Genomic DNA, 25773 nt, shown 5'->3' on the forward strand with positions numbered 1-25773 from the left:
TCGGGAAAACACGGATCAGAAAGTTCCGGGAGCCTTGTAGGCGGAGCCGTCCGACGTGGATTCGGCGAAGGCCGCCAGTTCGGCGACGGCCCGCTTGGCATCCTCAAGCTGTTCGAGCACGCGGTCGTAGGCGGTGCCGCCCTTGCCGTCGCGCGAGTCGACGGAGCCGTGGCTGGAGAGCACCTCGCGCACCTGCGGTGCCGATTCGGCCGGCAGGAAGCCGTCGAAGGTGGCGACGAAGTCCGCGTCGGTCAGATCCCACAACTCCTGGCCGCGGCCTTCGGCGATTTTCACGCACGCGCCGGAAAGCTCATGCGCGTGGCGGAAGGGCACGCCGTTCTTGACCAGCCATTCGGCGATGTCGGTGGCAAGCGCGAAACCGGTGGGGGCCTCGGCCTCAAGACGCTCGGCGTCGAAGGCCATGGTGCGCACCATGCCGGTGAAGGCGGGCAGCAGCACCTCAAGTGTGTCGACCTGGTCGAACACGGCCTCCTTGTCTTCCTGCAGATCGCGGGCGTAGGCGGTCGGCAGGCCCTTGAGCGTGGCCAGCAGGCCGGTCAGGTCGCCGATCAGACGGCCGGACTTGCCTCGGGCCAGTTCGGCGATATCCGGATTCTTCTTCTGCGGCATAATCGACGAGCCGGTGGAGTAGGCGTCATCGAGACGCACGAACGCGAACTCCTGCGTGTTCCAGATGATGATCTCCTCGCTCAGGCGTGAGATGTCGACGCCGGCCATGGCGGCGATGAAGGCGAATTCGGCGACCAGATCGCGCGAGGCGGTGCCGTCGATGGAGTTGTCGGTCACGCGAGAGAAGCCGAGCTCGCGGGCCACGGCTTCGGGGTCGAGGCCGAGCGTGTTGCCGGCGAGCGCACCGGAACCGTACGGCGAGGCGTCGATGCGCGCATCCCAGTCGATCAGACGCTGCACATCGCGCAGCAGCGGCCAGGCGTGGGCCATCAGCTGGTGGGCGAGCAGCACGGGTTGCGCGTGCTGCATGTGGGTGCGGCCCGGCATCACGGTGCGGCCGGCCGCGACGGACTGCTCGATCAGCGCGTTGACGAGCGCAAGCAGTTCGCCGGCGATAACCCGGGCGTGGCGGCGCAGCCACATGCGGATCAGACAGGCGATCTGGTCGTTGCGGGAGCGTCCGGCGCGCAGTTTGCCGCCGAGTTCGTCGCCGGCGATGGCCAGCAGTCCGCGTTCGAGCGCGGTGGCCTCGTCCTCGTCGTCCTCGACCGGCGCGAAGGCGCCCGAATCGACTTGGCGCTGCAGTTCGTCGAGCGCGGACTCCATGCGCTCGAGCTCGTCGTCGCTGAGCAGTCCGGCACGGCCGAGCGCGCGTGCGTGGGCGCGCGAGCCGGCGATATCGTCGTCGGCTAGACGCCAGTCGAACTGGGTGGACTTGGACAGGCGGGCGAGTTCGGGCGAAGGGCCGGACGAGAAGCGTCCGCCCCACAGTGCGAGATGTTCGTTGCTATTGGTTTCGGTCATGGTTGTCCTTATGTTGGGGCTGACGATGATGTCGGTTCGGCGTCGGATTGAAAAACGGAGCCGGGAAATCCTCCCCTTCAGGGTATCGGGATTTCTCGACTCCGCTGCGCTTCGCTCGAAATGACGAGGGAAGGGGCTGGGCTCCGTCGGGAGCGGCGCTTATTCGACGGTGTTGCTCGGCACTTCGATGCCGTTGCCGAACTTGACGTCGCGGGCGGCGGCCACGCGGGACGGCAGTCCGTAGATGTCGATGAAGCCGTTGGAGGACTTCTGGTCGAAGCTGTCGCCGGAATCGTAGGTGGCCAGGTTGTAGTCGTACAGCGAGGTGTCGGAGCGACGGCCGGTCACGACGGCGCGGCCGCCGTGCAGGATCATGCGGATCTCGCCGGAGACGTACTGCTGGGTGTCCTCGATGAAGGCGTTGAGCGACTTGACGGCCGGGCTGAACCACTGCGCGTCGTAGACCAGCTCGCCCCAACGCTTGTCGATGTCGCGCTTGATGCGGTGCTGTTCGCGCTCCAGGCAGCAGTTCTCCAGTTCCTGGTGGGCGGTGATCAGCGCCACGGCGCCCGGGCACTCGTACAGCTCGCGGGACTTGATGCCCACCAGACGGTCCTCGATCAGGTCGATGCGGCCGATGCCCTGCGCGCCGGCGCGGCGGTTCATCTCCTCGATGGCCTGCAGCGGGGTGACGTCGCGGCCGTCGATTTTGACCGGAATGCCCTGCTTGAATTCGATGACGACCTCGTCCTCGACGGGCGGGAACGCGGGATCGTCGGTGTAGGAGTAGCAGTCCTTGGTCGGACCGTTCCACGGATCCTCGAGGAAGCCGGTTTCGATGGCGCGGCCCCACACGTTCTGGTCGATGGAGTACGGGCTTTTCTCGGTCTGCACGATCGGCAGCTTGTGCTCCTTGGCGAACGCGATCTCCACATCGCGGGTTAGGGAAAGATCACGGATCGGGCTGATGGCCTTCAGAGTCGGGTCGATGGAGGCGATGGACACCTCGAAACGCACCTGGTCGTTGCCCTTGCCGGTGCAGCCGTGGGAGATGGTGTCGGCCCCGAACTGGTGGGCGGCGCGCACCAGATGCTTGGAGATCAGCGGACGGGAGATGGCGGAGACCAGCGGGTACACACCCTCGTACATGGCGTTGGCCTTGAGGGCCTGCATGCAGTACTCGTTGGCGAACTCGTCGCGGGCGTCGACCACATAGGATTCGATGGCGCCGCAGGCCAGCGCGCGCTCGCGGATGGTTTCCAGGCTCTCGCCGCCCTGGCCGACGTCGAGGGAGACGGCGACGACGTCCTTGCCGGTGCGCTCCTTGAGGTACGAGATGGCGACGGAGGTGTCAAGACCGCCGGAATACGCCAGCACAAGACGATTGTTATCTGCCATGGTTTGCCTTTCTTATCGCATTGTTATGCACAAGTATATGCAAAGGTATGTATAAATATTCATCTCGGTGCGTCGCACCGGCCAAGCCCCTCTATTGCTGGGTTTTCGACACGATATCCAGCAGCCACCGTGCGCGCCGCTTCGCCGGCTCGTCATCCGAGCAGATCATCATCACGGTGTCGTCGCCCGCGATGGTGCCCAGCACGTCGTCAAGCGACTGCTTGTCGATGACGCTGGCCACATACTGCGCGGCACCGGAGGGTGTGTGCACCACGACGAGATTGCGCGCGGCCGCCACGGAGGTGACCAGGCCGGAGAGCACACGTGCCATCTGCTGCTCGATGCGGCCCGACGATGCGGATTCCACCGTCGATCCCGACGGCGAATCCGCGATCGCATAGGCCACCGTACCGTCTTTGAGCCGGGTTTTCACCGCGTTCACCTCGTCGAGGTCGCGGCTCAGCGTCGCCTGCGTCACGTCGAAGCCCTCGTCGAGCAGAATCTGCGATAGCTGCGACTGCGAGGTGATGACATGACGCAGCAGCGCCTGTTCGATGGCGCTTAGCCGCGCGGCCCGCGTCGCGGGTCGCTGCAGGGATGGACCGGATTCGCTCATCGTTCGCGTCTTTCTCGTATGACTCGTCGTCATAGGCGCGGTCCGCGTCAGGCGAGCAGCGCGTCGTCGCCGCGCTGTTTGCCGACCAGCCAGGTGAGCAGCGCCTTCTGCGCGTGCAGACGGTTCTCCGCCTCGTCCCACACCACGGACTGCGGTCCGTCGATCACCGAAGGAGTGACCTCCTTGCCGCGGTAGGCGGGCAGGCAGTGCTGGAACAGCGCGTCCGGCTTGGCGAGCGCCATCAACTCGTCGTTGACCTGATACGGCCAGAACGGCTTGGAGCGAATCGCGTACTCCGCCTCCTCGCCCATCGACACCCAAGTGTCGGTGAACACGCAGTCGGCGTCGGCCACGGCCTCTTTCGGATCGGTGGTGACGAGGATCGAACCGCCATTGTCAGCGGCGATGCGCTCGGCGTCGGCCACAATCGCCTTATCCGGCAGATAGCCGTACGGTCCGGCCACGCGCACGTGCATGCCTGCGACCGCGCCGCCGAGCAGATACGAGTTGGCCATATTGTTGGCTGCGTCGCCCAGATAGGCGATGGTTTTGCCGGCCAGCGCGTCCACGCCTCCGCGGAACTGGGCGATGGTGAGGAAGTCGGCGAGGATCTGGCAGGGATGGAACTGGTCGGTGAGCGCGTTGACCACCGGACAGGTGGCGTACTTGGCCATCTCCTCGACCCGCTCCTGGCCGAAGGTGCGCCAGACGATGCCGTAGGCCATGCCGGAGAGCACGCGGGAGGTGTCGGCCACCGGCTCGCCGCGGCCCAATTGGGAGCCGGACTTGTCGATGACCAGCGGATAGCCGCCGAGTTCAGCGACTCCGATGGAGAAGCTGGTGCGGGTGCGGGTGCTGGGCTTGTCGAACAGCACGGCGACACCCTGAGGGCCGGCGAACGGCTGCTTGTAGAAGCGGTTCTCGCGGAATTTCATGCCGAGTTCGAGAATCTGCTTCTGTTCCTCATGGCTTACGTCGTCGTCGCGCAGCATATGGCGCAGTTGTCCGGTCATTGTCGGCTCCTTGTCTTGGAAAAGCGTTCGGTTGTCGTATGGTCCGCGCGGCCTGGAGATCAGTCGTCCTGCAGGTCGGCGGGAATCTGGGCGAGGATGGCGATCGCTTGGTCGACATCCTGTTCGGTGACGTTCAGCGGCGGCGCGAACCGCAGCGCGTCGGGACGCACGGCGTTGACGATAAGGCCGTGTTCGAGCGCCCAGTTCATCGCCGCATGCGCGCAGGGATGGGCGAGTTCGACGGCGTCGAGCAGGCCGCGTCCGCGCACGGAGACGTACAGCGGATTGCCGCAGGACATCAGCCCGTCGCGCAGCTGCTTGCCGCGCGCCTCGGCGTTGGCGACCAGTCCCTCGTCCTCGATCACGTTCAGCGTGGCGAGGGCGGCGGCCGCGCCCAACGGGTTGCCCGCGAAGGTCGAACCGTGCGATCCGGGGGTGAACAGGGCGGAGAGCTTCCTACCGAAGGCGATCATGCCGCCCATCGGGAAGCCGCTGGCCACGCCCTTGGCGAAGGTGACCATATCCGGCCTCACACCGCCGGCCAGATCCTCGCGTTGGAAGGCGAACCATTCGCCGGTGCGCCCGATGCCGGTCTGCACCTCGTCGATGATGAGCAGCGCGTGGTTGATGTCGCACATCTGACGCACCTTTTTGACGTAATCCACGGACAGGGGCTTGACGCCGGCCTCGCCCTGGATGAGCTCGATCATCACCGCGGCCACCGGCCCCTTGCCGTAATGGCCGAGTCCGGTCGCGGCGAAGGCCTCGTACAAGGCGAGCGGATCCCCGGCGCGCACGAATTCGATATTCGGCACCAGTGGGTCGAAAGGCTTGCGGATGGCGGGCTTCCACGTGGCGGAAAGCGCGCCCATCGTACGGCCGTGGAAGCTGTTGGTCAACGCGATGATGCGGGCGGGTTTGCCTCCCATCGCGGGAGTGGCGCCCGGCAGCGTGCGGCCGTAGAGTTTGGCGAGCTTCAACGCCGCCTCATTGGCCTCGGCGCCGGAATTGCCGAAATACACATGCGAGCCTTCGGGCGCGCCGGCCAGCTCCACGAGTTTGGCGGCCAGCTCGATCTGCGGCCTGGTGGCGAAATAGTTGCTCACATGCGCCACTTTGGCGGCCTGCTCGGCGACCGCCTTCACCCATGCGGGATGCGCGTAGCCGAGCGAGTTGACGGCGATGCCGGCCAGGAAGTCGAGGTATTCGTTGCCGTCGACGTCCCACACATGCGAGCCTTCGCCGTGGTCCATCACGCGCAACGGCGTGCCGAACACGTTCATATGCACCTGGGAGTACTCCCCCAGCCACCGTGTTCCTTCGGCTCCCAGCGTTTCTTTGATCTCAGTAGCCATATGAGCTCCTCATCTCGACGCCACCCTCCGGCACGACCATGGTGCCGATACCGGCGGTGGTGAAAATCTCGTTCAGGATGGAATGCGGCTTGCGGCCGTCGATGATATGCGACTGCATGACGCCGCCGTCCAGGGCTCGCACGCACGCCTCCATCTTCGGGCGCATACCCGATTCGAGGTCGGGCAACATATCGCGCAGGTTCTCCACACCGATGCGCCCGATCAGCGAGTTGCGGTCGGGCCAGTCGGCGTACAGGCCGTCGACGTCGGTGAGGATGATGAGCTTGTGCGCCCCCACGGCGGCGGCCAGCGCGGCGGCGGCCGAATCCGCGTTGACGTTCAGCACCTCGGTGGCGTCCTCCTCGTTCGGTGCCACGGAGGAGACCACGGGGATGCGTCCGGCCGCGACCAGATCCTCGACGGCCGAGGCGTCCACGCTCACCACATCGCCCACCAGGCCGATGTCGGTGGGTTTGCCGTCGATAACCGGGCGTCGCTGCATGGCGGAGAACAGGCCTCCGTCCTCGCCCGACAGGCCCACGGCCAGCGGTCCGTGCGAGTTGATCAGGCCGACGAGCTCGCGCGACACCTTGCCGGTGAGCACCATGCGCACCACGTCCATCGCCTCGGGCGTGGTGACGCGCAGACCGCCCTTGAATTCGGATTCGATGTTCAGGGCCCTGAGCATATGGGAGATCTGCGGACCGCCGCCGTGCACGACGATCGGGTGCAGTCCCACCTGGCGCAGGAACACCATATCCTCGGCGAAGCACTGCTTCAAATGCTCGTCGACCATCGCGTTGCCGCCGTATTTGACGACGATGCGCTGTCCGGCGAACTCCTCCAGCCACGGAAGCGCCTCAATCAGCACCTCCGCCTTCTGGTCGGCGCGCAGGTCGGTATGCACGTCGAAATGGAATCCCGGCCCTTTTAACTCTGCCATTTTTCCCCTTTACTCTACGAACCGACGCTACGAGGGGCTGTCGGCCTATATTCATTGTCAGACCGTAAAGACTTGGCCTGAGCGGCCCGGAGCGTGTCGGACGATGAATATAGGCCGGCAGCCCCGGACACCCGGTTTACTCAGCTTTCGTAGTCGGCGTTGATGTGGACGTATTCGTGGGTCAGGTCGTCGGTCCACACCGTGGCTTCGGCGTCGCCGGCGTTCAGGTCGATGTCGATATGCACCTCGCGCGGGGTCATGTCGACCTCGGAGCGGTCGCGGCCCGCGCCTCCGTTCTCGCAGATGCGCACGCCGTTGACGTCGACGGTCACCTTGTCGGCGTCATAGGGGGCCACGCTGGCGGGCACGGTGCCGATGGAGCTGACGATGCGGCCCCAGTTCGGATCGTTGCCGGAGATGGCGCATTTGAGCAGGTTCGACGCGGCGACCGCGCGGCCGCAGGCCAGGGCGGCGTCCACGCTGGTCGCTCCGGTGACGCTGATGCGGATGTCGTGGCTGGCGCCCTCGCCGTCGCCGATGATCTGGCGGGCGAGCGAAGCGCAGGCCCGGGCGACCATCGCGTTGAACTCGTCCGGGTCGGGTTCCACTCCGGAGGCGCCCGAGGCGAGCAACAGCACGGTGTCGTTGGTCGACTGGCAGCCGTCCACGTCGATGCGGTTGAAGGAGGTATCCACGGCGGCGAGCAGCGCGGCCTGCGCCTGACCGGCGGTGACGACCGCGTCGGTGGTGATGACGGAGAGCATCGTGGCCAGTTGCGGGGCGATCATGCCCGAGCCTTTGACCATGCCGCCGATACGGTAACCGTCGCCTTCGAGTTCGACGGTTTTGGGCTTGGTGTCGGTGGTCATGATCGCATGCGAGGCGTCCGCGCCGGCTTCGGCGGTATCGGCCAACGCGTCGAACGCGGCATCGGCACCGGCCAGCACGTTATCGAGCGGCAGCAGCTCGCCGATCAGACCGGTGGAACATACGGCGATGTCCTCGGGCGAGGCGCCCAACAGTTCGGCCACGCGTCGCGCGGTGGCCTGCGATTGCTCGTATCCGGCCTGTCCGGTGCAGGCGTTCGCTCCGCCGGAGTTGAGGATCACGGCTTTGACGTGACCGTCGGCGATGATCGAACGCGTCCACTGCACGGGGGCCGCGCAGAAGCGGTTCGAAGTGAACACGCCTGCGGCCGCGTCCAGAGGACCGTTGTTGACGACCAGCGCCAGATCCTTTTTCCCTGCGACGGCGGAGATACCCGCCTCGACACCGGCGGCGGAGAATCCTTGTGCGAATGTCACGCTCATGGTGCGACTCCTATCTTGGTCAAGCCTGCGTCCTCGGGCAGGCCAAGTGCGATGTTGAGGGACTGCACCGCCTGTCCGGCGGTGCCGCGGTTGAGGTTGTCGATGGCGGCGAAGGCGATGACGCGCCCGGCGTTGCGGTCGGTGACGACCTGCAGATGCGCGGCGTTCGAGCCGACGATATTGCCGGTGGCGGGAAGCATGCCTTCGGGCAGCATCACCATGAAGCCCTCATCCGCATACGCGTTCATCCAGACGGCGCGGATCTCGTCATCGCTTAAGTCACGCGCCTTGTCGGTCATCGCCGCGCTCACGCAGGCGAGGATGCCTCGCGACATGGGGGCGAGAATCGGCGTGAATCCAAGCGTGAACCGGTCCGCTTCGGCCGCGGCCAGTCCTGCGGCGTGGGCGAGGTTCTGCAGGATCTCGGGGATGTGGCGGTGCGTGCCTCCCACGCCGTACGGCACCGCGGAGCCCAAGGCCTCGGACGCCAGCAGGTTGGTGCGCTTCAGGGCCTTGCCCGCGCCGGAGTAACCGACCACCAGATCGGCAACAAGGCTTTTCGACTCGACCAGACCTTCGGCGACGCCGGGCTGAATGGCCAGCGTGGTGGCGGTCACGTTGCAGCCAGGCCCCGCGATGCGCTTGGCACCGGGCAATGCCGCTCGCTGGCGCGCGTATGAACCGTCGGAGGCTTTGCCGGTGATGAGTTCGGGCATGCCGTAGGTCCAATGCTCGTAGAAGTCGCCGCCGTAGAACGCGTCCCATGCGGCGCGCTCCTCGAGACGGTGGTCGGCGCCCAAGTCCACCACCACGGCGTTCTCGTCGAGCCGTGCGGCCAATGCACCGGAAGCGCCATGCGGCAGCGCGAGGATGACCGCGTCATAGCCGTTCAGCGTTTCGGCGGTGGTGTCCTCCACCACCAGATCAGCCAGCTGAGGAATATGCGGCATGTGTTTGGCCATGGATTCGCCCACCGAGGAGTGCCCGGCCACGCATGCCACTTCGAAATCGGGGTGCGCGGCGAGAATGCGCAGCGCCTCGCCACCCGCATATCCCGTGGCACCGGCCACGGCAACCGTATACTTCGCCATAATCAGTCCTTCGCGACGACGAAAACTGAAGTCAGTATACACTTCTATGCAGACTTATGCATAATTATGCAGTCCTGCGTGTGGCGGGCATATCAGGCGGTGATGGTCACGTCCGTACTGGAAGAGCCGCCGCCGGAAGAACCGCCACCCTGCAACTGGTTGAGCATCTGCTGGTAGAGGCTCATGGCGTCGATGCCGTTCGCCATCATCCACACCACGGCGATGGTGTAGAGCGCGTTGATCACCACAGCGGCCAGTCCCAGCCAGAATCCCTTCATATGGAAGGTGCGGCACCGCCACATCGCCAACCCGCCCATCAACGCGGATAGTACGGGCACGGGGAAGAACAGCGCCAGCACCAGAGAGATCACCGCATAGGCGTCCCAATGGCCGTACATCGGATTCTGGGCGGGATCGTTCAGATCGATGCCGTTGAGGTAGTGGGGCGTATGCGAGGGCGCGTTCGGCTGCTGCCATTGCTGGCCGCCGGTGTAGGAGCCGTTCTGCCCGCCATACTGCGCGGGCTGGTCCTGCCGGCCGGGCGTGGACTGGCCTCCCATCGACGGCGCGCCATACTGCTGTCCGTATGGCGGCGCCGACGTGGTCGAATCCGCTGCGGGTTCGGGATCGGGCGCGCCGTAGAGGTACGGATTGTAATCCGCCCCGTACTGGCTCGCGTTCGCGCCGTATTCCGGCTCATGGTACTCGCCGTACTCCGGCTTGCCCGTATCGCTCATCGAATTCCTTTGATCGGGGTTGGGTCAGGCGCGCAGCTGGGCGCCCAGCTCACCGGCTTTGGCGACGATCGCCTCGCGGATCGCCTCGCTGTCCTCGGCGGCCAACGTCTTGTCCTGCGAACGGAAGGTGACCGCGAAGGCCAGGGATTTCATTCCCTCGCCCAGCTGGTCGCCGGTGAACACGTCGAACAGCTCGACGGACTCGAGGTCGGCGCCCGCCGCCTCGCGAATCGCCCGCTCCAGCTGGGCCGCGGTCACCGTGTCGGCCACGGTGAAGGCGAGATCCTGCTTGACCGGCGGGAAGGTGGAGATCGGCTTGGCCTGCACCGGCTTGCCGTCCAGCGTGGCGAACAGGGCGGTGAGGTTCAGCTCGAAGGCAGCGGAATGCGCGGGGAAGTCCAGCGCCTCGTTGACCCGCGGATGCAGCTCGCCCACGAAACCGACGAGCTCCTCACCCACGAGCACGCGGGCCGCGCGGCCCGGATGCCACTGGTCGGGCATCTCCTCGGCGGCCGGCTGGTCCAGCGTGATGTCCGCGCCGATACGGTCGGCGATGCGGCGCACAGCCTCCACGGCGTCGGACCAGTCGACGGCGCGCTTGCCGCCCATCCAACCGGTGTCCTCGGCCAGACCGGTAAGGATGCCGGCCACATGGTCGGGCTGCGCCGGCAGACCGGCGTCGAGCGCGGCGAGCTGCTCGTCGGTCGGCTTCACGCCGCCGGGCAGCGCCGGGATGGCGGGGGCTTCGGGATCCCACAGATACACGTGTCCCAGCTCGTACAGGGCCACATTCTCGATGCCGCGGCGCAGATTGCGCTGCACGGTGGTGGCGAGCGTCGGCAGGATGCCGCGACGAAGATAAGGCCGGTCGCCGTACAGCGGGTTGGCGATTTCGACGCTGACACGCTTGACGGCGTCCATATCATCGCCATGGCCGAAGGCCTTGAAATCCTCGTCTCCAACGAACGGGTAGCTCAGCGTCTCCACCATGCCGTATTCGGCGAGCTCCTGCGCCACCTCACGGCGACGGCGCTGGTCGGCGGTCAGCCCCACCATGCCTTCGGTCGGCGCGGGCGGCACGGTGACCGGAATCTGGTCGTAGCCGACCAGACGGGCCACCTCCTCGACCAGATCGCACGGCTCGTTCAGGTCGGGACGCCAGGTCGGCGCGGTGACAGAGAATTCACCGTTGCCGCCACCGGCCACCACACAGCCGATATCGGTGAGGATGTCGCTGATGCGGTTGAGGTCCACGTCCAGACCGGCCACACGGGCCACTTCGCTGGCTTTGAAGGCGATCGCCTTGCGATGCGCGATGGTGTTCACATCGTTCGGATGGTCGCTGGCCTCGCCGGAACCGTATTTGGTGAGCAGATCGGCGGCCATCTGCGTGGCGGCCGGCTGCAGCGCGGTGTCCACGCCGCGTTCGAAGCGGCGCGACGCCTCGGAGGGGATCTTGTGACGGCGCGCGGAACGGGCGATGGTCACCTGATCGAAATGCGCGGCCTCCAGCAGGATGTTCTTGGTTTCGGCGGTCACCTCGCCGTACAGGCCGCCCATCACGCCGGCCAGGCCCAGAATGCGTGATCCTCGCTTGCCGTCCGGCGAATCGGTGATGAGCAGATCCTCGACGCTCAGCTCGTGCTCCTTGCCGTCGAGCGTGGTGAGCTTCTCGCCCTCCTTCGCGCGACGCACCACGATCGGACCTTCGATTTTGTCGAGATCGTAAGCGTGCATCGGCTGGCCCAGATCCATCATCACATAGTTGGTCACGTCCACCGCCAGCGAGATCGAACGCTGTCCGGCGCGGGTGAGGCGGCGGCGCATCCAGTTGGGCGTGCGCGACGACGGGTCGAAGCCGCGCACGGCGCGCGCGTAGTAGCGGTCGCAGCCGGGCACGCCATGGATCGGATTGTCGTCGTCGATGATGATGTCGATGTCGGTGACGGTGCCGGGCGCGTAATCGGCCGGCTCCGGCGCCCTCTCCCCCAGTTCCACGGCCGGATCGACATACGTCGCGCCGGTGGAGTGGTGGTATTCGCGGGCCACGCCGCGGTAGGAGAATGCGTAGCCGCGGTCCGGGGTGATGTTGATCTCCAGCACCGGCTGGTCGAGATGCAGCAGACCCATCGCGTCATCGCCGGGCTTCAGGGCCTCGTATTCCTCTTCGGTGAAGCCGTAGTCGCGCAGCAGGATGATGCCGTTGTGGTCGTTGCCCAGCCCCAGCTCGCGCTCGGAGGCGCACATGCCGTCGGAGATGTGGCCGTAGGTCTTGCGCGGTTCGATTTTGAAATCGCCGGGCAGCACGGCGCCGGGCAGGGTCACGACGACCTTCTCGCCGGCGGCCATGTTCGGCGCGCCGCACACGATGCCGCGCGGCACCTTGTTGCCGTTCTCGTCGACGTCGTTGTATTCGTCGCCGACGTCCACATGGCACCAGTTGATGGTTTTGCCGTTCTTCTGCGGCTCCGGGGTGGCGTCCACCACGTAGCCGACGACGATCGGGCCGGTGAGCTGCGAGGAGTGGATCTCCTCCTCCTCCAGACCGACCTGCACCAGATCCTGGGCGAGCTGCTCGTAGGTCAGTCCCTCGGGCGTCTCGACATGGTCGTTAAGCCAATCGATATCGATCATAGGCATGGGTCAATCACTCCCCCATCACAAACTGTTCGCTGAATCGCACGTCGCCCTCGACGAGGTCGTGCATGTCGTTGATGTCGTGGCGCAGCAGCAGCGTGCGCTCCATACCGACGCCGAAGGCGAAGCCGGTGTACACGTTCGGGTCGAGTCCGGCGGACTTGAGCACGTTCGGGTTCACCATGCCGCAGCCGCCCCATTCAAGCCAGCCCGCCCCGCCCTTCTTGTCGGGGAACCACAGGTCGAGTTCGGCGCTCGGCTCGGTGAACGGGAAGTAGCTGGGGCGCAGACGCGTCTTGGCTTCGGGGCCGAACATGGCGACCGCGAGCTTGTCGAGCACGCCCTTCAAATCCGCCATGGTCAGGTTCTTGTCGACGGCGAGCGCCTCGCACTGGTGGAACACCGGAGTGTGGGTGGCGTCGAGCTCGTCGGTGCGGAACACGCGGCCCGGGCAGGCGATGTACAGCGGCACGCCGCGGGTGAGCAGCGCGCGCACCTGGTCGGACGAGGTCTGCGTGCGCAGCACCATGTTCGATCCGACGAAGCCGGCCGCGTCCTTGGCCTGGTTGCCCTTGACGTAGAAGGTGTCCTGCATCTGGCGGGCGGGATGGTCTGGGCCGAAGTTCAGCGCGTCGAAGTCGTACCATTCGGTTTCCACCTCGGGGCCGGTGGAGATCTGCCAGCCCATGGAGACGAAGAAGTCCTCGACGTCCTCCATCAGCTTGGGCAGCGGATGACGGGCGCCCAACGGCTTGCGCCTGACCGGCAGGGTCATGTCCACCGTCTCGGCGGCCAACGCCTCGGCCTCGGCCCGCGCCTTGAGCTCGGCCTCCTTGGGTCCAAAGGCGCGTCCGAAGTCGGCGCGCAGCTTGCCCAGCAGCTTGCCCGCGTCCTTTTTCTGGTCGGCGGGCAGCGAGCCGATGGCCTTGCTGGCTTGGGTCATCACGGAGTCGGCTCCGGAATACTGCGTTCTGATGGTCTTCAATTCCTCCAGCGTGGAGGCCTGTTGGATCTTCTCGATGCCTTCGGCGACCGCTGCGGTCACCGCCTGGGCGTCGAACACCATGTTCTGCGACACGAGAACCCTTTCCGAGTATGTTGTAAAAAACCTATAAACCTTATGTTTTCCAGCGTTTTACCGACTTCACATTCTTTCAATATGACTCGACAACGCCCGCGGTCCGCCGGTCCCGGACCGAAAGTCCGACTAGGCGTGGGAGGCCATCGCCAGACTCATCAGCATGACGGCGGCGCTGGTGGCGAGGTTGAGCGATTCGGCCTTGCCATACAGCGGAATCGACACGATATCGTCCGCACGCTCCAGCACGTCGGGGGGCAATCCACGGGCCTCATTGCCGAACAGCACCGCCGAAGCGCCCGAAGTCGAGGAGCGTTCCGCCAGCACGTCGGGCAGCGGGCGAGACTTACGCTCCTCGGTGCCGTACACGTCCGCGGCGATGACCTTGATGCCGTGTCCGCCCGCCCAAGCGAGGAATTCGTCGGTCCTCATAACCACCACCGGCACGTGGAACAGGGATCCGGCGGTGGAACGCACCACTTTGGGATTGAATACATCCACGCAGTCGTCCACGAACACCACCGCGTCGCAACCGGCGGCGTCGGCGGCGCGGATCACCGTACCGGCGTTACCGGGGTCGCGCACCTGCCAGAACGCGGCCAGCCGCGTGCCAGGCGTCCCGGTCTCTACGGCAGGCGGCACCGTCGCCGTAGAGCGTATGACATCGATATCACCCACGGCGAGGATTCCCTGGGCGTCGGCGCTGATCCGACGGATCACCTCGCCGCTGGCCCAATGCACGTAGACGTCGGATTCCAGCGCCTGATCCACGATGCGCTGCAAGGTATCCGTCGCGGCGCGGCGCTCACCGCCCTCGGCCGCGACCTCGACGTACAGGTCGCGCACCACGTCCGGACGCCAGACGACGGCCTCGCGCACCGACTGCGGTCCTTCGATCAGGAATCGGCCGGCTCGGTAGCGGGTTTTGCGGTTCGTCAGGTCGGCGAGATGCCGCACCCGTTCGGATTTGGGGTTATCGACAAGCTGTGCGTTGATGGGCATGCCCTCCACACTACCGCACTACCGCACACCGACCAATCGAGGAACACGCGCATCAACGCGATCGCCGAATCTGAGTCACCGGACGCGCGCCGACCACACGGGGGACACGCACATACAGAATCCAATGCTCGTCCTCGGCGTCGGCGGACAGCACACCGCCGAGCCGCTCCACCTCGGCGCGGTGCATCTTCAACCCGTGCCCGCCCGTCAGCGGAGGCGAATCCGCGGAATCGCCGACCTCGTCAAGCCGCTCGTCGTCGGTCAGCGGATTCGTGGCGACGATCTCGATCTGGTTCTTATCCACGGTGACCACCACGGTGAAGGCATCCTGGCCCGGCGTCCCATGGCGGACGATGTTCGCGTACGCCTCGTCGAGCATGTCGAGCACGCAGGCCTTGCGCTCGCGGATATCGCTTGGATTGTCGAATTGGGGACCATGCACATGGTCGATGACGCGCGAGACGCCGATGAATCCGGATTGCGCGAGCACAGCGGTCCATTCCTCCGTCCTCTCGCGCAGCACGTCCACGAACCGGCGGCCGTCGGCGCGCCCGCGTTCGCTGCTCAGTTCCGTCTCATCCTCGTCGCTCAACTGGCGGATCACCGCGTACACGCTGTCGAGCACGCGCAGGGAGCGGTCGTTGATCTGCCGCCAGGCCTCGCGGTCCTCCTCGGATTCGACGCGGCGGATCCGCTGCTGGGCGATGCGTGCGATATTCGACAGGTCGCCGGTCACCGAATCGTGCACGATGCGGGCCACGGTGACACGGCGTTTGAGCGCGTCCGCCTCCTCGATCTTGCGTTGCGCCTCGTACAGCAGCGAATGGCGGCGGCTGGTGTGGCTGAAGAACAGCAGCAGCGTTATCAGCAGAATCAGGATCGGCACCTGCGCGTAGCCGGAGAACCAGCGGAAATCGGGGTATCTGGAACTCTGGATCGCCAACGAGCACACCACGGGTATGGCCAGCACCACACCCGCCTTCGTGCTGATGTCATAGGTGAGGGTGCCCAGGGAGTAGGCGACTCCCAGCAGTTGGGACGGCCCTTCGACATGGAAGAACAGACAGGTCACGCAGAAGTTGAGCAGCAGCGCCAGATTGGCCGGCACGGGGAACACGCCCGCGAGCGGCAGCAATATCATGAACACCGTGGCGGTGACCAATCCGGACAAGGTCTGCGGCGGCGTGAAGTACCACTCCCAGAATCCGCAGATCAGCAGAACGAAGGTCTGCCCGATTCGGATCGGATGTTTCACGGGGCTGAGCGCCAGCGGCACCGACCCGGCGAGATGACCGTCCCCTCCGCGTGTGAAACGTTCCCTCTCCATGGCTCACGCCTCGGCGTTCAGCCACATCGCCACGGCCTGCCAACGCGAGGTCGCGCCCAGCTTGTGCATCGCGCGCTGGCCATGCTTCTTCACCGTCTCCGGAGTGATGTTCAACGTTTCGGAGATCGCCTTGATCGACATGCCCGCGGCGAAGGAATCCATGATCTCGAATTCGCGGTCGGTGAGCACCGCGCTCATGCCCGACTGGTTCTTCAGACGCACATGCGCGGTCAGGGGAGATTCGAATCCATCCCCCCACGTGCCACCCGAGGCGACGGTGCGCAGCGCGGTGACGATCCGCTGCTCGTCGGATTTGCCCACGATGCCCTGCGCGCCGGCCAGCGAGGCCTTCTCCGCGTATTTGTCCAATGAGTAGGCGGTCATCGCCAGAATGCCCACCTTGCTGATGCGTGCGCGGATGCGGCGGCATACGGAGATGCCGGACACCCCTTCCATGCTCATGTCGACCAGCAGCACCTTGGGTCGGGTGGTGGGACGCAGGCAATACTGCACGGCTTCGCCGCCGTCCGCCGTGGTCCAGACGACCTTCGCGTCGGGCAGCAGCTCGGTGATGCTGGTCTTCAGGCTAGGCAGTACGAACCGGTCGTTGTCCACTATGCCGATGGTCACTTCGTGGTCCATATTGCCTCCGTTGCACTTCAGTGAGGACAGTCCCCTTCTGGGGGTTTTCTGAAAGCAATCCTAACAAAAAGCTGGATTCCCCCTTCCGATATCCCTTTTCCGGTATTCCCCGAAAGGGGAAGATTTCGCATATACGAGCCACGAGCCGCACAGCGCATGAATCGGACGCAAGCATTATTCGGCGGAGCGAAACAAGCAGGCTGAGCATAGGGAAGACTCGCCTCACCGTCGACATCATTACGGCTCATCGCCGCTTGAAAAAACGGAACAGCTGCGATTCCCGCACCCAAGCGCCGGACGCCACTGCCGAGACGATCACCGCCGCGCACAGAGCGATCGGGGTCCGGACGGCGATGGCGGCGATCCGAGCGAAGTCGTCGGAGGCGAGTCTCGCGCATAAGGCGGTCAGCAACGATGTCGAGGCGAGCGTGCCAAGCCCCGCCCAAACACTCGTTTCCACCGCAATGGTAAGTACAAGGGCCTCCTTGGACTGCCCGGAGTGCAACGCCCCCGCGTATTCGAGCCGTCGCCGACGCACCGTCATCCATCCGATCAGCAGTCCCACCGCTCCCGCCACGAACGGCATCCATCTGGTCATGCGCGAGCGATACGAATCACTGGCATCGTAGTGGGAGTCGAACCCTTTGTTCAGCCGGGTGACGCCGCCTTTGGCGCTTTCGCCGCCGGAGACGACGGCCGTGGAATACAGCAGCGCGTCAAGATCGTCGGACGTCGGCCATTGCTTGGCCCAGCATTCCTCAAATGTGCCATCCCACGAGGAGACGGGCACCACAAGCGCGTAGGCGAATCGGGTATCCCGCCCGTCATTGTCCCAGTCGTACACGCCTCCCACACGAATTGTCCCTTGATCGGTCTGCACCACACTTCCGACGGACAATCCAAAATCCCCTGCCATATCGCGGGATATCCACACGCCGCCGGCATCGGCCGACGACATGCCATCTGCGACCAGCAGATGCAACAGTCCCGGTGTCACCTCATAGGATGCCACGTCTCTGCCGGGTGTGGCAGCGAAGACGATCTGCGGACCGCTTCGCATCGCGCCGGACACCGATGGACCATCCGGAACCGAAGACAGACGGTCGCATGTCACACCATCGACCTTCGCCCCGACCAGCGTGGCCACATCAGCGTTGGCTCGAATTCGAGCGGCTGCGTCGTCCTGCAATGCAATGACCGACATCGCCTCGTATCCGCCGAACAATCCTCCGACTAGCAGTACCGCCAAAGCCATCGAAACGGCGCGAGCCGTACCGCATGACACATTGCGCATCGCCTCGGAGAGGATGGATTCCAACCTCATCGCGCCGCTCCCACTTCCGCCGTGCCAGCCGCCCCGCCGTCAGGTCTTGACATCTCATCGTGAGGGCGTTCGGCGTCGTCTCGATCTGATCCCGTCGCCAACGGCGCATACTCAGACAAATCGACCACACGTTGACATGCGTCGCGCGTGTCGGGATCATGCGTGGCAATCATCACCATCATCCCCTGTCCGGCAAGTCTCCCGAGCACATGACTGACCGAACGAGCGGTGCGCGTGTCCAATTGCGCGGTCGGCTCGTCCACGAGCAACACATCAGGCTTGGAACATACGGCGCGCGCCAGCATCAGACGTTGTGCCTCACCACCGGATAATTCGGAAAAGCGACGGTCGGCAGCGTAGCGAAGATCGAACACCTCCATCATGTCCAAGGCCTGTCCTTCGGCATCGCGCCGGGACATTCCCTTGGTAAGCAATGGAAACACGACATGGTCCAGCGCTGAGCGTTCGGCTACGCCATACGGATTCTGGAACACCCAGCCAATTCGCTCGACGCCATCGCGCTCCACAGTGCCGGCGTATGGTTGCTCCCATCCCGCAAGTATGGACAGTAGCGTGGATTTGCCGCATCCGCTTGGACCGCACACCGCCACGGTCTGCCCAGGGTGCACGACGATATTCAAGTGCTCGAACAGTATATCGGTGTCAGCGAAGCGATGCGCGAGATCATGTGTGGCGATATGCATCGCTCACCCACATGTCAGCTGCGACAACCGGGATCCCAAAGCGACCTCACTGATCGCTGACGTGTCGGTGTCGTCCGAAGGCCGCACCAGACTGACGCCGAGTTCGGCCCCGACGATGAGCACCGGCGTTTCCTCGCCATCCGCCACGACACAGCCAGTGGAACCGGTGATGCCATATACCGCACCGGCTGGAACCCGCAGCACGGTCACCGGTTCCTCGAATGCCAACGTGGCGTCGAATCCCGCGGACAGCATGTCCGCCGTCATCGTACGAAACCCTTCGGTAAGGGCGACCTGCTGGCAGAACGCCGCGTCACTGACCGTGGTCTCGCCAGCGGGCAACACGGTCGTCTGGTCGAACACGGTGAGCACGCGGGATCTGTCCAGGGCCTGCCCGTTCTTGATCGTCAACGACGTGATGCCGCCGGGCACCTCACCCACGATATCTGACGCATTGACGACGACACCGACTCCCGCGCTCCATGACTCGGTTCGCACACTGGATTGCGGAATCCATAGGACATCAGACAGATGAAGAGAGCCGTCGCTGGTATTGCCCGAGTCAGACATCAGCTGCTGCCATCCCGCTCGGGTGCGCCAATCGTACAGGTCGGTTCCCGAAGCGGAAGCGTATCCTAACCGTCCCAGCTCGTCGTTCAGCGCGCGAACGTCGTCGCCTTGATCTCCCACCGTCAGATCCCGGTAGAGCGGACTGGCCGTGTTCAGGGCGATGATCACACGGTCGTTGACCTTGTATGCCGCCGCGCCGGAATTCAGTCCCGCCCCCGACCAGTTGGCGGTCACCGTTCCGGACGCGTTGCCGATAAGTCCGTATGACGCGGACATGGTCGGTACCACCGTCACCTGTTGTTGACCGGAGTACTGCTGCGTGTTCACGGGGACGCTGGTGATCTCCTTCGCGCTATCGAGCAACGCAGGCGCGCGGTCGGGCAGCCAAAGCGCGCAGGCTCCCGCCGTAAGCGCCATCGCCGTCATCACCGACAATGGCAGCCATACAATCGATACCTTGCGTCTCACCACAGTTTCTCCACGGGATCATCGGCGAACCCCACAAACGAATTGTTGGCGGCCTGGCAACCCCGCACACCCATATCCTGCGCATCGTAGCTGAGTTCGCCATCCGCGCGCTCACGCGCGTACTGTTCCGCGGTGTAGTCCTTCGGCACCAGATCGTTACGGCGCAGGCAGTCCACGATCGCCTCGTCCCGGTTGGATAGCAACGAACCGTTGCCCTGCTGCACGGCGTAGATCTCCGCCACGATGTTCACGTTGCCGAAGCATGACGCCTGATCGGCATCATATTTCTCCTCTTGGGAGTCGGTGCCCGAATAATGCACCGCCTCCTCGTAGATGCCGTTGGGATATTTGATCAGAACGATCTCCTTATATCCCTTGTCGAGCATGCACGACTTATAAGTCGACCACGCGTCCTCGTAGTCGGCCGCCGTCACGCCGCCATCAGCCTTGGCACGCTCCATCACGGTTTTCTCATAATCGGACGCGGGCTCGAATTGGTTCGAGATGAACATATCGATGTATTCGTCCAGCGAGTTCGCCAATTTCTCACCCGTCGCACCCGAACCGATGTCCCGGCCGCTGTTCTGCGACGCTCCTCCGCCAGAGGTCTTGCCGCGGGACTCCCCTGCCACATCATCCGCCGTTGTCTGGCCGCCGTCCGCCGCTTGCGAACAACCGGACATGCCCGCCAGCGTCATAACGGCGACGGCGGCCGCGCCAAACCGAATCATTCCCTTCATAATCGCCCCTTCTCATCAGCTCCGATGGAGTCTTCCTGGTTCAGGGTATGTGGTCTGTGGTCTGTCGGGCAACAATCGCATGGTTGTTTTGTGTATACCCATGTGCTTCCCTCCACTACAACATTTGTGCATACGCTCTTCGGCGAGGGTTTCACGATGCGACCATGTTCGATAGTATGGCGGTTGAATTCGTTGAGGAAGACGGGAATGGGTTGAAGTTGAATATGGGGATGGAAGATCGAACGTCGACTGCGCACACGCGCTCGGCGGGCATGACGTTCTGTCGTATCGCCATAGTCGATAACGACGAAATGGCATTACGCTCGCTCATCCGGATCATCCATGAACGGATTCGATTCGCATCGCCGATCTGGACCGCCGCCACCGCGCGACAGGCGTTGGAACATTGCTCAGCACCTCGAGACATCCCCGACGTGCTACTGGTGGACATGTCGCTCGAAGGCATTCAAGGCCCATCATTATGCCGTCATATACGATTGGGAAACACTAAAACCCGTTTGCTTGCGATCACCAGTTTTTCCACAACCATGTATCATGACAAGGCCGTTCATGCCGGAGTGCAGGGACTGATAAGCAAAAACGACGAGGATGAGATCGTCCGAGGCATCCATCTGATGCAATGCGGAGAGGTTATGGAGGGATTCGAGTCCCCTGTGATGGCTCAGATACGACTGAAGCATGAGCCCGCACCGGCGATTTTGAGCATACGGGAGGAAGAGATTCTCGATCTTGTGGCGACATGCGGACTTGTCGACCGACAAATCGCCGACCGTCTCGGCATAGCCGAGGCGACCGTCCGCAGGCATATGCACAACATCATGAAGAAGCTCGGCGCCCGAACCTCCCGCCAAGCAGTAGCCATATGGCTCAACAACAGATAGGCTCCCATGAATATCGTGAAACGCATTCATCATCCCGTTCAGTGGGCGATCGTTCTGGGAGTCGAGCTCGTATGCATCGCCGAATGGTGCGCACGTCCATCGGCGCAATGGCCGGCCATAGTGCTATCCGCCGCGCAATGCGTGCTGATCGCGCTTGCGCCGATTCGTCCCCGTGTGGTGTTTGTGATCGCTCTCGTCTGCGACGCCAGCATGACGATGCTGTATACAGATACCGCGGCAACTCCCATATACGCGCTGGTCACCGTGATCGGATTCCTCGCCTATCAGACGAACAATGCGACCACATTCGCGGCGCTATGCGCGGCATCCATCGCCCAACTTCTGGAGACGGCCGCCGGCGGCGCATCAGGAGGCCGCGCGTTGGTCGCCTTCCTGGTGACTTTCGTGTTCGCCGCCCTACTGGGCAGCGCATTGCGGTGGCGTGAGCAGTTCGTGGCAAACCAGCATGCGGCACAGATGGCGAGCATACGGCTGCGGGACAGCGAGAAAGCCATTCGGGCGGCCAACGAAATCCATAGCGCCGTCACCAACCAGATGTCGTCAATCGCGCGGATCGCCCAACGACAGATACGGCTTGGATTGGACGGCGATCAACAACCTTGGGCAATGATCAATGACGCGGCGACGGAAGCCTTGTCGAACACCCACCGAGCCATCGAATACCTCCGGCAGGTCGATGGCGACGCAACATCCGAAAAGGATCCTTCCTATGAGGATCTTGTGAAGGGCATCACACGCATGTTGGAAGAGGACGGCGGGAATCTTCGCGCCCTCGGTTTTTCCGGCAGCGTCACCACTCAGACGGACACACCCGTAAAACTCAGCGCCGACAAACAACACCTTATTCTCACGCTGCTGCATGAGATCCACACCAATATCGTCCGGCATGCGCCTCATGGCTGCCATTACGAGCTTTCCGTACTTCTCACCCGACAAGGCGTGGAGGTCACCCAAATCAATCCTCTCGCCGCACACGAATCCGCTACGGATCTTCCCGTCGGACGATACGGCTTGCACGGGCTACAGCAGGACTTCTCTGCATACGGCGGCACACTGAGCGCCGAATGCGAAGGCGACATGTGGGTCGTCTTCGCATTCCTGCCCGCCGATGACGAGAACGCTTAGCCAGTCTCGTCAGTTGCCGAAGAAGGAGAAGCTGCCGGTCAGCACCGCTGCGGCCAGCGCCACGATCGGCAATGCGAGACATCCGACGAGGAACATGCGGTCGCGTGTGTGCACTTCGCTCACGCGCGCGTGGCTGCGCGGACCGTCGCCGCCGAATCCGCGCGCTTCCATGGCGGTGGCGAGCGTGGTGGAGCGTCTGATCGAGAGCACCAGCAGCGCGAAAGCCTGCGGGAAGAAGGCCTTGGCCTTGCTGTCGTCGCCGAGTCCGCGCGAGCGACGCGAGGCGGTGAGCGCCGCCCAATCGTCCTGCAATACGGAGAACAGACGCATGCCCGCCAGTCCGCCGTAGACGAAGCGGTCGGGCAGACGCAAAATCTGGCTGAACGCGTCGGCCAGGTCGGTCGCGTCCACTCCCAGAATCGTGATGATGGCGGGAATGCCGATGGCGAGGATACGCAGGCCGGTGGCGATGGCGAGTTCGCTGGAACGGTCGGTGACATGGATCATGCCCCATTGGAACCAGGTGTCGCCGCCCTGCTTGCCGTACAGCCAGACGGCGAGCGCCGAGCCGGGCGCGCCGATGAAAACAGGCCATGTGGACCGCACGATGCGCCATGGGGTGAATCCGATGGCCATCAGCACGATAGCCTCCAACGCCAGAGCCACGCCCGCGGACACCCAGTCGAGGCTGAACAGCAGCGGCAAAGAGACCAGAAACGCGCCGATCAGACGGTAGGCGGGGTTGAGCGAGGCAAGGAAGGGCGAACGGCTGGAGGCTTTGGGCGGCTCTTCGCGTTGGTTGACCGCGGAGACCGCGATGCGTTCGCCTTCCGTCCGATCGCCGCGCCACTCCCCTGCGGCGCCGTCCGGCACGAGTTCGACCAGACGCGCGCCCAATGCGGTGACGAGCTCGCGGTCGTGGGTGACGACGATGATGCTCACGCCGTCGCCGCGCAGCGAGTGGATCAGCCGCACGATCTGCATCCAGGTGCGGCGATCCTGGCCGAAGGTCGGCTCGTCGAGGATGAGCACGCGGGGTGCCGCGGCCAGGCTCGAAGCCACGGTGAGGCGGCGCTTTTCGCCGCCGGAAAGCGTGTACGGATTCGCCCGCTCGTAGCGGATGAGGTTGAAGCGTTCGAGCAGCTCGCGGGCGCGCTTCTCGGCCTCGGCGGCCGGCACGCCGGCGCGCAGCGGCCCCAGCATCACCTCGTCGAGCACGCTGCCGCAGGCGAACTGATGTTCGGGGTTCTGGAAGACGTAGGAGATGCGTGAAGCCAGTTCGGTGGATCGCCATGCGATGGGCGCGTCGCCGCGCGCGCCCTCCGCCAGCGCGGGCGCGGCTTCGACCCGTCCCGCGACGGGTTCGAGCAGACCGGCGAGCGTCAGCGACAGAGTGGATTTGCCGGCACCGTTCGCGCCGACCAGCGCGGTGATCTGCCCCGCGTTGAAGTCCAGGTCGATATGTTCGGCGATGGCTTCGCCGTTGCGGCCGATCGCCAGATCACGGGCCGAAAGCAATGTCTCGCCGTTGCCGGTGCGGGCCGGGTATTCGGGCTCGTCAGCGGTGTGGATGCGGCGGATCTCGTCGCTCGGACGGCGGTAGCGTTCCGGCAGCCATATGCCGAGTGCGGCGAAGTCCAGATCGGGGTTGCGAAACACCTCGTCGGGCGTGCCGTCGGCCACGACGACCGTGCGGCTCGAGACGGCATGGTCGATCTCCTCATCCTCGCCGTTCTGGGTGACGCGCGCGCCGGCCGCGTCGCCATCGGCCAGGCCGAGCACGACCACGCGGTCGATGAGGTCGATCCAAGGGCCGGCGCGATGCTCGACCAGCACCATGGTGGAGTGTTGTTCGGCCAGCACCATGCGCACCGCGTCGACGATCTGTTCGACGCCGTCGGGATCGAGGTTGGCGGTGGGCTCGTCGAGCAACAGCACGCCGGGGCGCATCGCGAGCGCGCCGGCCAGAGAGAGGCGTTGCATCTGCCCGCCGCTCAGATGGAGCACGGAACGGTGCAATTGCACGCCCGCAAGTCCTACGGCGGCAAGACAATCATCCACGCGGGGCCAGATCTTCTCGCGCGGAACGTCCATATTCTCCGGACCGAACGCCACATTGTCTCCCAAGCGTTGGAACACGGCCTGCGCGTCCGGATCCTGCAATACCAGTCCCACACGGCCGCGCGCCTGATGCACGGGCACGTCGTCGACGAGCACGCGGCCTTCGCTCGTGCCCCCTTCCGCATCGGTGACGGCGGTTGCGCCGCCATCGCCGGCGGAACCATCCTCATCGCCGCCTCCGAGCAGACCGGCCGCACCTTCAAGGATGGTGGATTTGCCGATGCCGGACGCCCCCAACAACAGCACACGCTGCCCGGCCTCGATGGTGAGGTTCAATCCGCGCACGGCGAAGGACGCGCGGGACGCATGACGGTAGCCCCAATTGTCGAACCGCAGGATCGCGTTGTCGATCATAATGCCGCTCCAGAGTCTTGAAGGAGAACGTTATCCTCCCACGCGCTTGGCCGTCCGCCATCGCGGCAGGCCAAGCGCATGGGAGGTCTCGTTGGCGTCAGGCGGTGACCCCGCGCACCTCGCGGCCCGAGGAGAACTTGTCGAGCGCGCCGGTTTTCGCGATGGCGAGGTACAGGTACCACATGCACACGCCGGCGAACACGAGGCCGGAGATGACGGTGGTGACCAGGTAGAGCAGGCCATAGGAGCCGGTGACGCTCATGCCCTGCAGGTGGGTGAAGAAGGTGTAGCCCCAGCAGGCGAGGCCGGAGAGCGCGCCGGACAACACCATCACCGAAAGGTTCCACTTCTTATAGGCGAAGATCAGGAAGGCGACTTCGGCGAACAGACCCTGCAGCAGGGCGATCAGGAAGGTTTCGACCCCGCCCCACAGATTGCCCATCAGCGCCTCGAGCACGCCGGCCACGACCTCGGCGTAGACGGCCGCGCCGGGCTTGCGCACGACCACGGCGGCCAGCGGTCCGGCGAACAGCCACAGGCCGTTGAACAGGCCGGGCAGTCCGGGAACCAGCACGTCCATGGCCTCCCAGGGCGCATAGGTCGCGGTGGCCACGCCCCAGTAGATCAGGGCCGAGGCGACGCCGATCACGGACGCGACGGCGATATCGACGACACGCCACTTGTAGTTGGCTTTGGCGATGGTTTGAGACATTGATGTGCCTTTCTCTCGTCACACGCCGACGTTCGGCGTGCGTTCTCAGGCACGGGAAAAGAGCGACGTCCGTGCACCAGCATTGTCTG

General features: G+C 64.5%; 22 protein-coding genes. 2 read left to right on the top strand and 20 right to left on the bottom strand.

The genetic code is table 11. The annotated features are described in order from the left end of the window. Positions 1 to 15 precede the first annotated feature (15 nt). The 18 genes from argH to BE0216_RS03125 all read right to left on the bottom strand — a co-directional run bounded on the left by argH (position 16) and on the right by BE0216_RS03125 (position 20449). Positions 16 to 1494: an argininosuccinate lyase gene (gene argH / locus BE0216_RS03040; RefSeq protein ID WP_094636019.1), complete on the bottom strand. Its 1479-nt coding sequence runs from the start codon at positions 1492 to 1494 to the stop codon at positions 16 to 18. Between the two features lie 159 nt (positions 1495 to 1653). Continuing rightward, complete coding sequence (locus tag BE0216_RS03045) at positions 1654 to 2892, bottom strand: argininosuccinate synthase (RefSeq protein WP_072723883.1); 1239 nt, start codon at positions 2890 to 2892, stop codon at positions 1654 to 1656. Positions 2893 to 2983: 91 nt separating this feature from the next. Continuing rightward, positions 2984 to 3508 carry an arginine repressor gene (gene argR / locus BE0216_RS03050; RefSeq protein ID WP_094636018.1) on the bottom strand — a complete coding sequence of 175 codons (525 nt, stop codon included), beginning with the start codon at positions 3506 to 3508 and terminating at the stop codon, positions 2984 to 2986. Positions 3509 to 3555: 47 nt separating this feature from the next. Continuing rightward, a complete protein-coding gene (gene argF / locus BE0216_RS03055) occupies positions 3556 to 4521 on the bottom strand; it encodes an ornithine carbamoyltransferase (RefSeq protein ID WP_094636017.1) in 966 nt (321 codons plus the stop codon). Positions 4522 to 4580: 59 nt separating this feature from the next. Continuing rightward, positions 4581 to 5876 carry an acetylornithine transaminase gene (locus tag BE0216_RS03060; protein WP_094636016.1) on the bottom strand — a complete coding sequence of 432 codons (1296 nt, stop codon included), beginning with the start codon at positions 5874 to 5876 and terminating at the stop codon, positions 4581 to 4583. Beyond that, a complete protein-coding gene (argB, locus tag BE0216_RS03065; RefSeq protein ID WP_094636015.1) occupies positions 5866 to 6819 on the bottom strand; it encodes an acetylglutamate kinase in 954 nt (317 codons plus the stop codon). Before argB ends, BE0216_RS03060 begins: the two co-directional genes overlap by 11 nt. A gap of 140 nt (positions 6820 to 6959) precedes the next feature. Further along, positions 6960 to 8129, bottom strand: coding sequence for a bifunctional glutamate N-acetyltransferase/amino-acid acetyltransferase ArgJ (argJ, locus tag BE0216_RS03070; RefSeq protein ID WP_094636014.1), 1170 nt, complete (start codon positions 8127 to 8129; stop codon positions 6960 to 6962). Continuing rightward, entirely contained in the window at positions 8126 to 9220 is a 1095-nt protein-coding gene (gene argC, locus BE0216_RS03075; protein ID WP_094636013.1) for an N-acetyl-gamma-glutamyl-phosphate reductase, read from the bottom strand. Before argC ends, argJ begins: the two co-directional genes overlap by 4 nt. A gap of 92 nt (positions 9221 to 9312) precedes the next feature. Further along, positions 9313 to 9957 carry a hypothetical protein gene (locus BE0216_RS03080; RefSeq protein WP_094636012.1) on the bottom strand — a complete coding sequence of 215 codons (645 nt, stop codon included), beginning with the start codon at positions 9955 to 9957 and terminating at the stop codon, positions 9313 to 9315. Positions 9958 to 9981: 24 nt separating this feature from the next. After that, positions 9982 to 12597 (bottom strand): phenylalanine--tRNA ligase subunit beta, encoded by a 2616-nt coding sequence (gene pheT, locus BE0216_RS03085; protein ID WP_094636011.1) that lies wholly within the window; start codon positions 12595 to 12597, stop codon positions 9982 to 9984. Positions 12598 to 12604: 7 nt separating this feature from the next. Beyond that, positions 12605 to 13660, bottom strand: a complete 1056-nt coding sequence (gene pheS, locus BE0216_RS03090; RefSeq protein WP_404801821.1) for a phenylalanine--tRNA ligase subunit alpha — start codon at positions 13658 to 13660, stop codon at positions 12605 to 12607. A 141-nt stretch (positions 13661 to 13801) separates the two neighbouring features. Then, positions 13802 to 14674, bottom strand: a complete 873-nt coding sequence (locus tag BE0216_RS03095; protein ID WP_094636009.1) for a TrmH family RNA methyltransferase — start codon at positions 14672 to 14674, stop codon at positions 13802 to 13804. A 52-nt stretch (positions 14675 to 14726) separates the two neighbouring features. Further along, entirely contained in the window at positions 14727 to 16001 is a 1275-nt protein-coding gene (locus BE0216_RS03100; protein WP_094636008.1) for a sensor histidine kinase, read from the bottom strand. 3 nt (positions 16002 to 16004) lie between these two features. Then, on the bottom strand, positions 16005 to 16643 hold the full coding sequence (locus tag BE0216_RS03105; RefSeq protein ID WP_094636007.1) for a response regulator: 639 nt from the start codon (positions 16641 to 16643) through the stop codon (positions 16005 to 16007). Between the two features lie 244 nt (positions 16644 to 16887). Further along, on the bottom strand, positions 16888 to 17967 hold the full coding sequence (locus BE0216_RS03110; protein ID WP_094636006.1) for a hypothetical protein: 1080 nt from the start codon (positions 17965 to 17967) through the stop codon (positions 16888 to 16890). After that, positions 17964 to 18671, bottom strand: a complete 708-nt coding sequence (locus tag BE0216_RS03115; protein WP_072723851.1) for an ABC transporter ATP-binding protein — start codon at positions 18669 to 18671, stop codon at positions 17964 to 17966. Before BE0216_RS03115 ends, BE0216_RS03110 begins: the two co-directional genes overlap by 4 nt. Positions 18672 to 18674: 3 nt before the next feature. Then, a complete protein-coding gene (locus BE0216_RS03120; RefSeq protein ID WP_226805684.1) occupies positions 18675 to 19709 on the bottom strand; it encodes a peptidoglycan-binding domain-containing protein in 1035 nt (344 codons plus the stop codon). Further along, positions 19706 to 20449, bottom strand: coding sequence for a hypothetical protein (locus BE0216_RS03125; RefSeq protein WP_094636004.1), 744 nt, complete (start codon positions 20447 to 20449; stop codon positions 19706 to 19708). Before BE0216_RS03125 ends, BE0216_RS03120 begins: the two co-directional genes overlap by 4 nt. A gap of 164 nt (positions 20450 to 20613) precedes the next feature. On the opposite strand from BE0216_RS03125, the gene BE0216_RS03130 reads away from it, so the two are divergent. Then, positions 20614 to 21351, top strand: a complete 738-nt coding sequence (locus BE0216_RS03130; RefSeq protein ID WP_158217165.1) for a response regulator transcription factor — start codon at positions 20614 to 20616, stop codon at positions 21349 to 21351. A gap of 6 nt (positions 21352 to 21357) precedes the next feature. Further along, the gene (locus BE0216_RS03135; RefSeq protein WP_094636002.1) at positions 21358 to 22497 is read left to right on the top strand and encodes a sensor histidine kinase; all 1140 of its coding nucleotides are present in this window, start codon (positions 21358 to 21360) and stop codon (positions 22495 to 22497) included. A 9-nt stretch (positions 22498 to 22506) separates the two neighbouring features. On the opposite strand, the gene BE0216_RS03140 is transcribed toward BE0216_RS03135, so the two are convergent. Both BE0216_RS03140 and BE0216_RS03145 read right to left on the bottom strand, forming a co-directional pair. Beyond that, the gene (locus tag BE0216_RS03140; protein WP_094636001.1) at positions 22507 to 24972 is read right to left on the bottom strand and encodes an ATP-binding cassette domain-containing protein; all 2466 of its coding nucleotides are present in this window, start codon (positions 24970 to 24972) and stop codon (positions 22507 to 22509) included. Between the two features lie 97 nt (positions 24973 to 25069). Then, positions 25070 to 25684, bottom strand: coding sequence for an ECF transporter S component (locus BE0216_RS03145; RefSeq protein WP_094636000.1), 615 nt, complete (start codon positions 25682 to 25684; stop codon positions 25070 to 25072). Positions 25685 to 25773: the final 89 nt, after the last annotated feature.

The organism is Bifidobacterium eulemuris (genome assembly GCF_014898155.1).
In the GTDB taxonomy this organism is placed as follows: Bacteria; Actinomycetota; Actinomycetes; order Actinomycetales; family Bifidobacteriaceae; genus Bifidobacterium; species Bifidobacterium eulemuris.

Coding starts and splice junctions, on each gene's coding strand:
- BE0216_RS03145 (WP_094636000.1), bottom strand. CDS start 25,684: ATGTCTCAAACCATCGCCAAAGCCAACTACAAGTGGCGTGTCGTCGAT.
- pheT (WP_094636011.1), bottom strand. CDS start 12,597: ATGCCTATGATCGATATCGATTGGCTTAACGACCATGTCGAGACGCCC.
- argR (WP_094636018.1), bottom strand. CDS start 3,508: ATGAGCGAATCCGGTCCATCCCTGCAGCGACCCGCGACGCGGGCCGCG.
- BE0216_RS03115 (WP_072723851.1), bottom strand. CDS start 18,671: ATGCATATCGCCACACATGATCTCGCGCATCGCTTCGCTGACACCGAT.
- BE0216_RS03125 (WP_094636004.1), bottom strand. CDS start 20,449: ATGAAGGGAATGATTCGGTTTGGCGCGGCCGCCGTCGCCGTTATGACG.
- BE0216_RS03045 (WP_072723883.1), bottom strand. CDS start 2,892: ATGGCAGATAACAATCGTCTTGTGCTGGCGTATTCCGGCGGTCTTGAC.
- BE0216_RS03060 (WP_094636016.1), bottom strand. CDS start 5,876: ATGGCTACTGAGATCAAAGAAACGCTGGGAGCCGAAGGAACACGGTGG.
- BE0216_RS03095 (WP_094636009.1), bottom strand. CDS start 14,674: ATGCCCATCAACGCACAGCTTGTCGATAACCCCAAATCCGAACGGGTG.
- argB (WP_094636015.1), bottom strand. CDS start 6,819: ATGGCAGAGTTAAAAGGGCCGGGATTCCATTTCGACGTGCATACCGAC.
- BE0216_RS03135 (WP_094636002.1), top strand. CDS start 21,358: ATGAATATCGTGAAACGCATTCATCATCCCGTTCAGTGGGCGATCGTT.
- BE0216_RS03110 (WP_094636006.1), bottom strand. CDS start 17,967: ATGAGGTTGGAATCCATCCTCTCCGAGGCGATGCGCAATGTGTCATGC.
- BE0216_RS03100 (WP_094636008.1), bottom strand. CDS start 16,001: ATGGAGAGGGAACGTTTCACACGCGGAGGGGACGGTCATCTCGCCGGG.
- argJ (WP_094636014.1), bottom strand. CDS start 8,129: ATGAGCGTGACATTCGCACAAGGATTCTCCGCCGCCGGTGTCGAGGCG.
- argH (WP_094636019.1), bottom strand. CDS start 1,494: ATGACCGAAACCAATAGCAACGAACATCTCGCACTGTGGGGCGGACGC.
- argC (WP_094636013.1), bottom strand. CDS start 9,220: ATGGCGAAGTATACGGTTGCCGTGGCCGGTGCCACGGGATATGCGGGT.
- pheS (WP_404801821.1), bottom strand. CDS start 13,660: ATGGTGTTCGACGCCCAGGCGGTGACCGCAGCGGTCGCCGAAGGCATC.
- argF (WP_094636017.1), bottom strand. CDS start 4,521: ATGACCGGACAACTGCGCCATATGCTGCGCGACGACGACGTAAGCCAT.
- BE0216_RS03140 (WP_094636001.1), bottom strand. CDS start 24,972: ATGATCGACAACGCGATCCTGCGGTTCGACAATTGGGGCTACCGTCAT.
- BE0216_RS03080 (WP_094636012.1), bottom strand. CDS start 9,957: ATGAGCGATACGGGCAAGCCGGAGTACGGCGAGTACCATGAGCCGGAA.
- BE0216_RS03105 (WP_094636007.1), bottom strand. CDS start 16,643: ATGGACCACGAAGTGACCATCGGCATAGTGGACAACGACCGGTTCGTA.
- BE0216_RS03130 (WP_158217165.1), top strand. CDS start 20,614: ATGTTCGATAGTATGGCGGTTGAATTCGTTGAGGAAGACGGGAATGGG.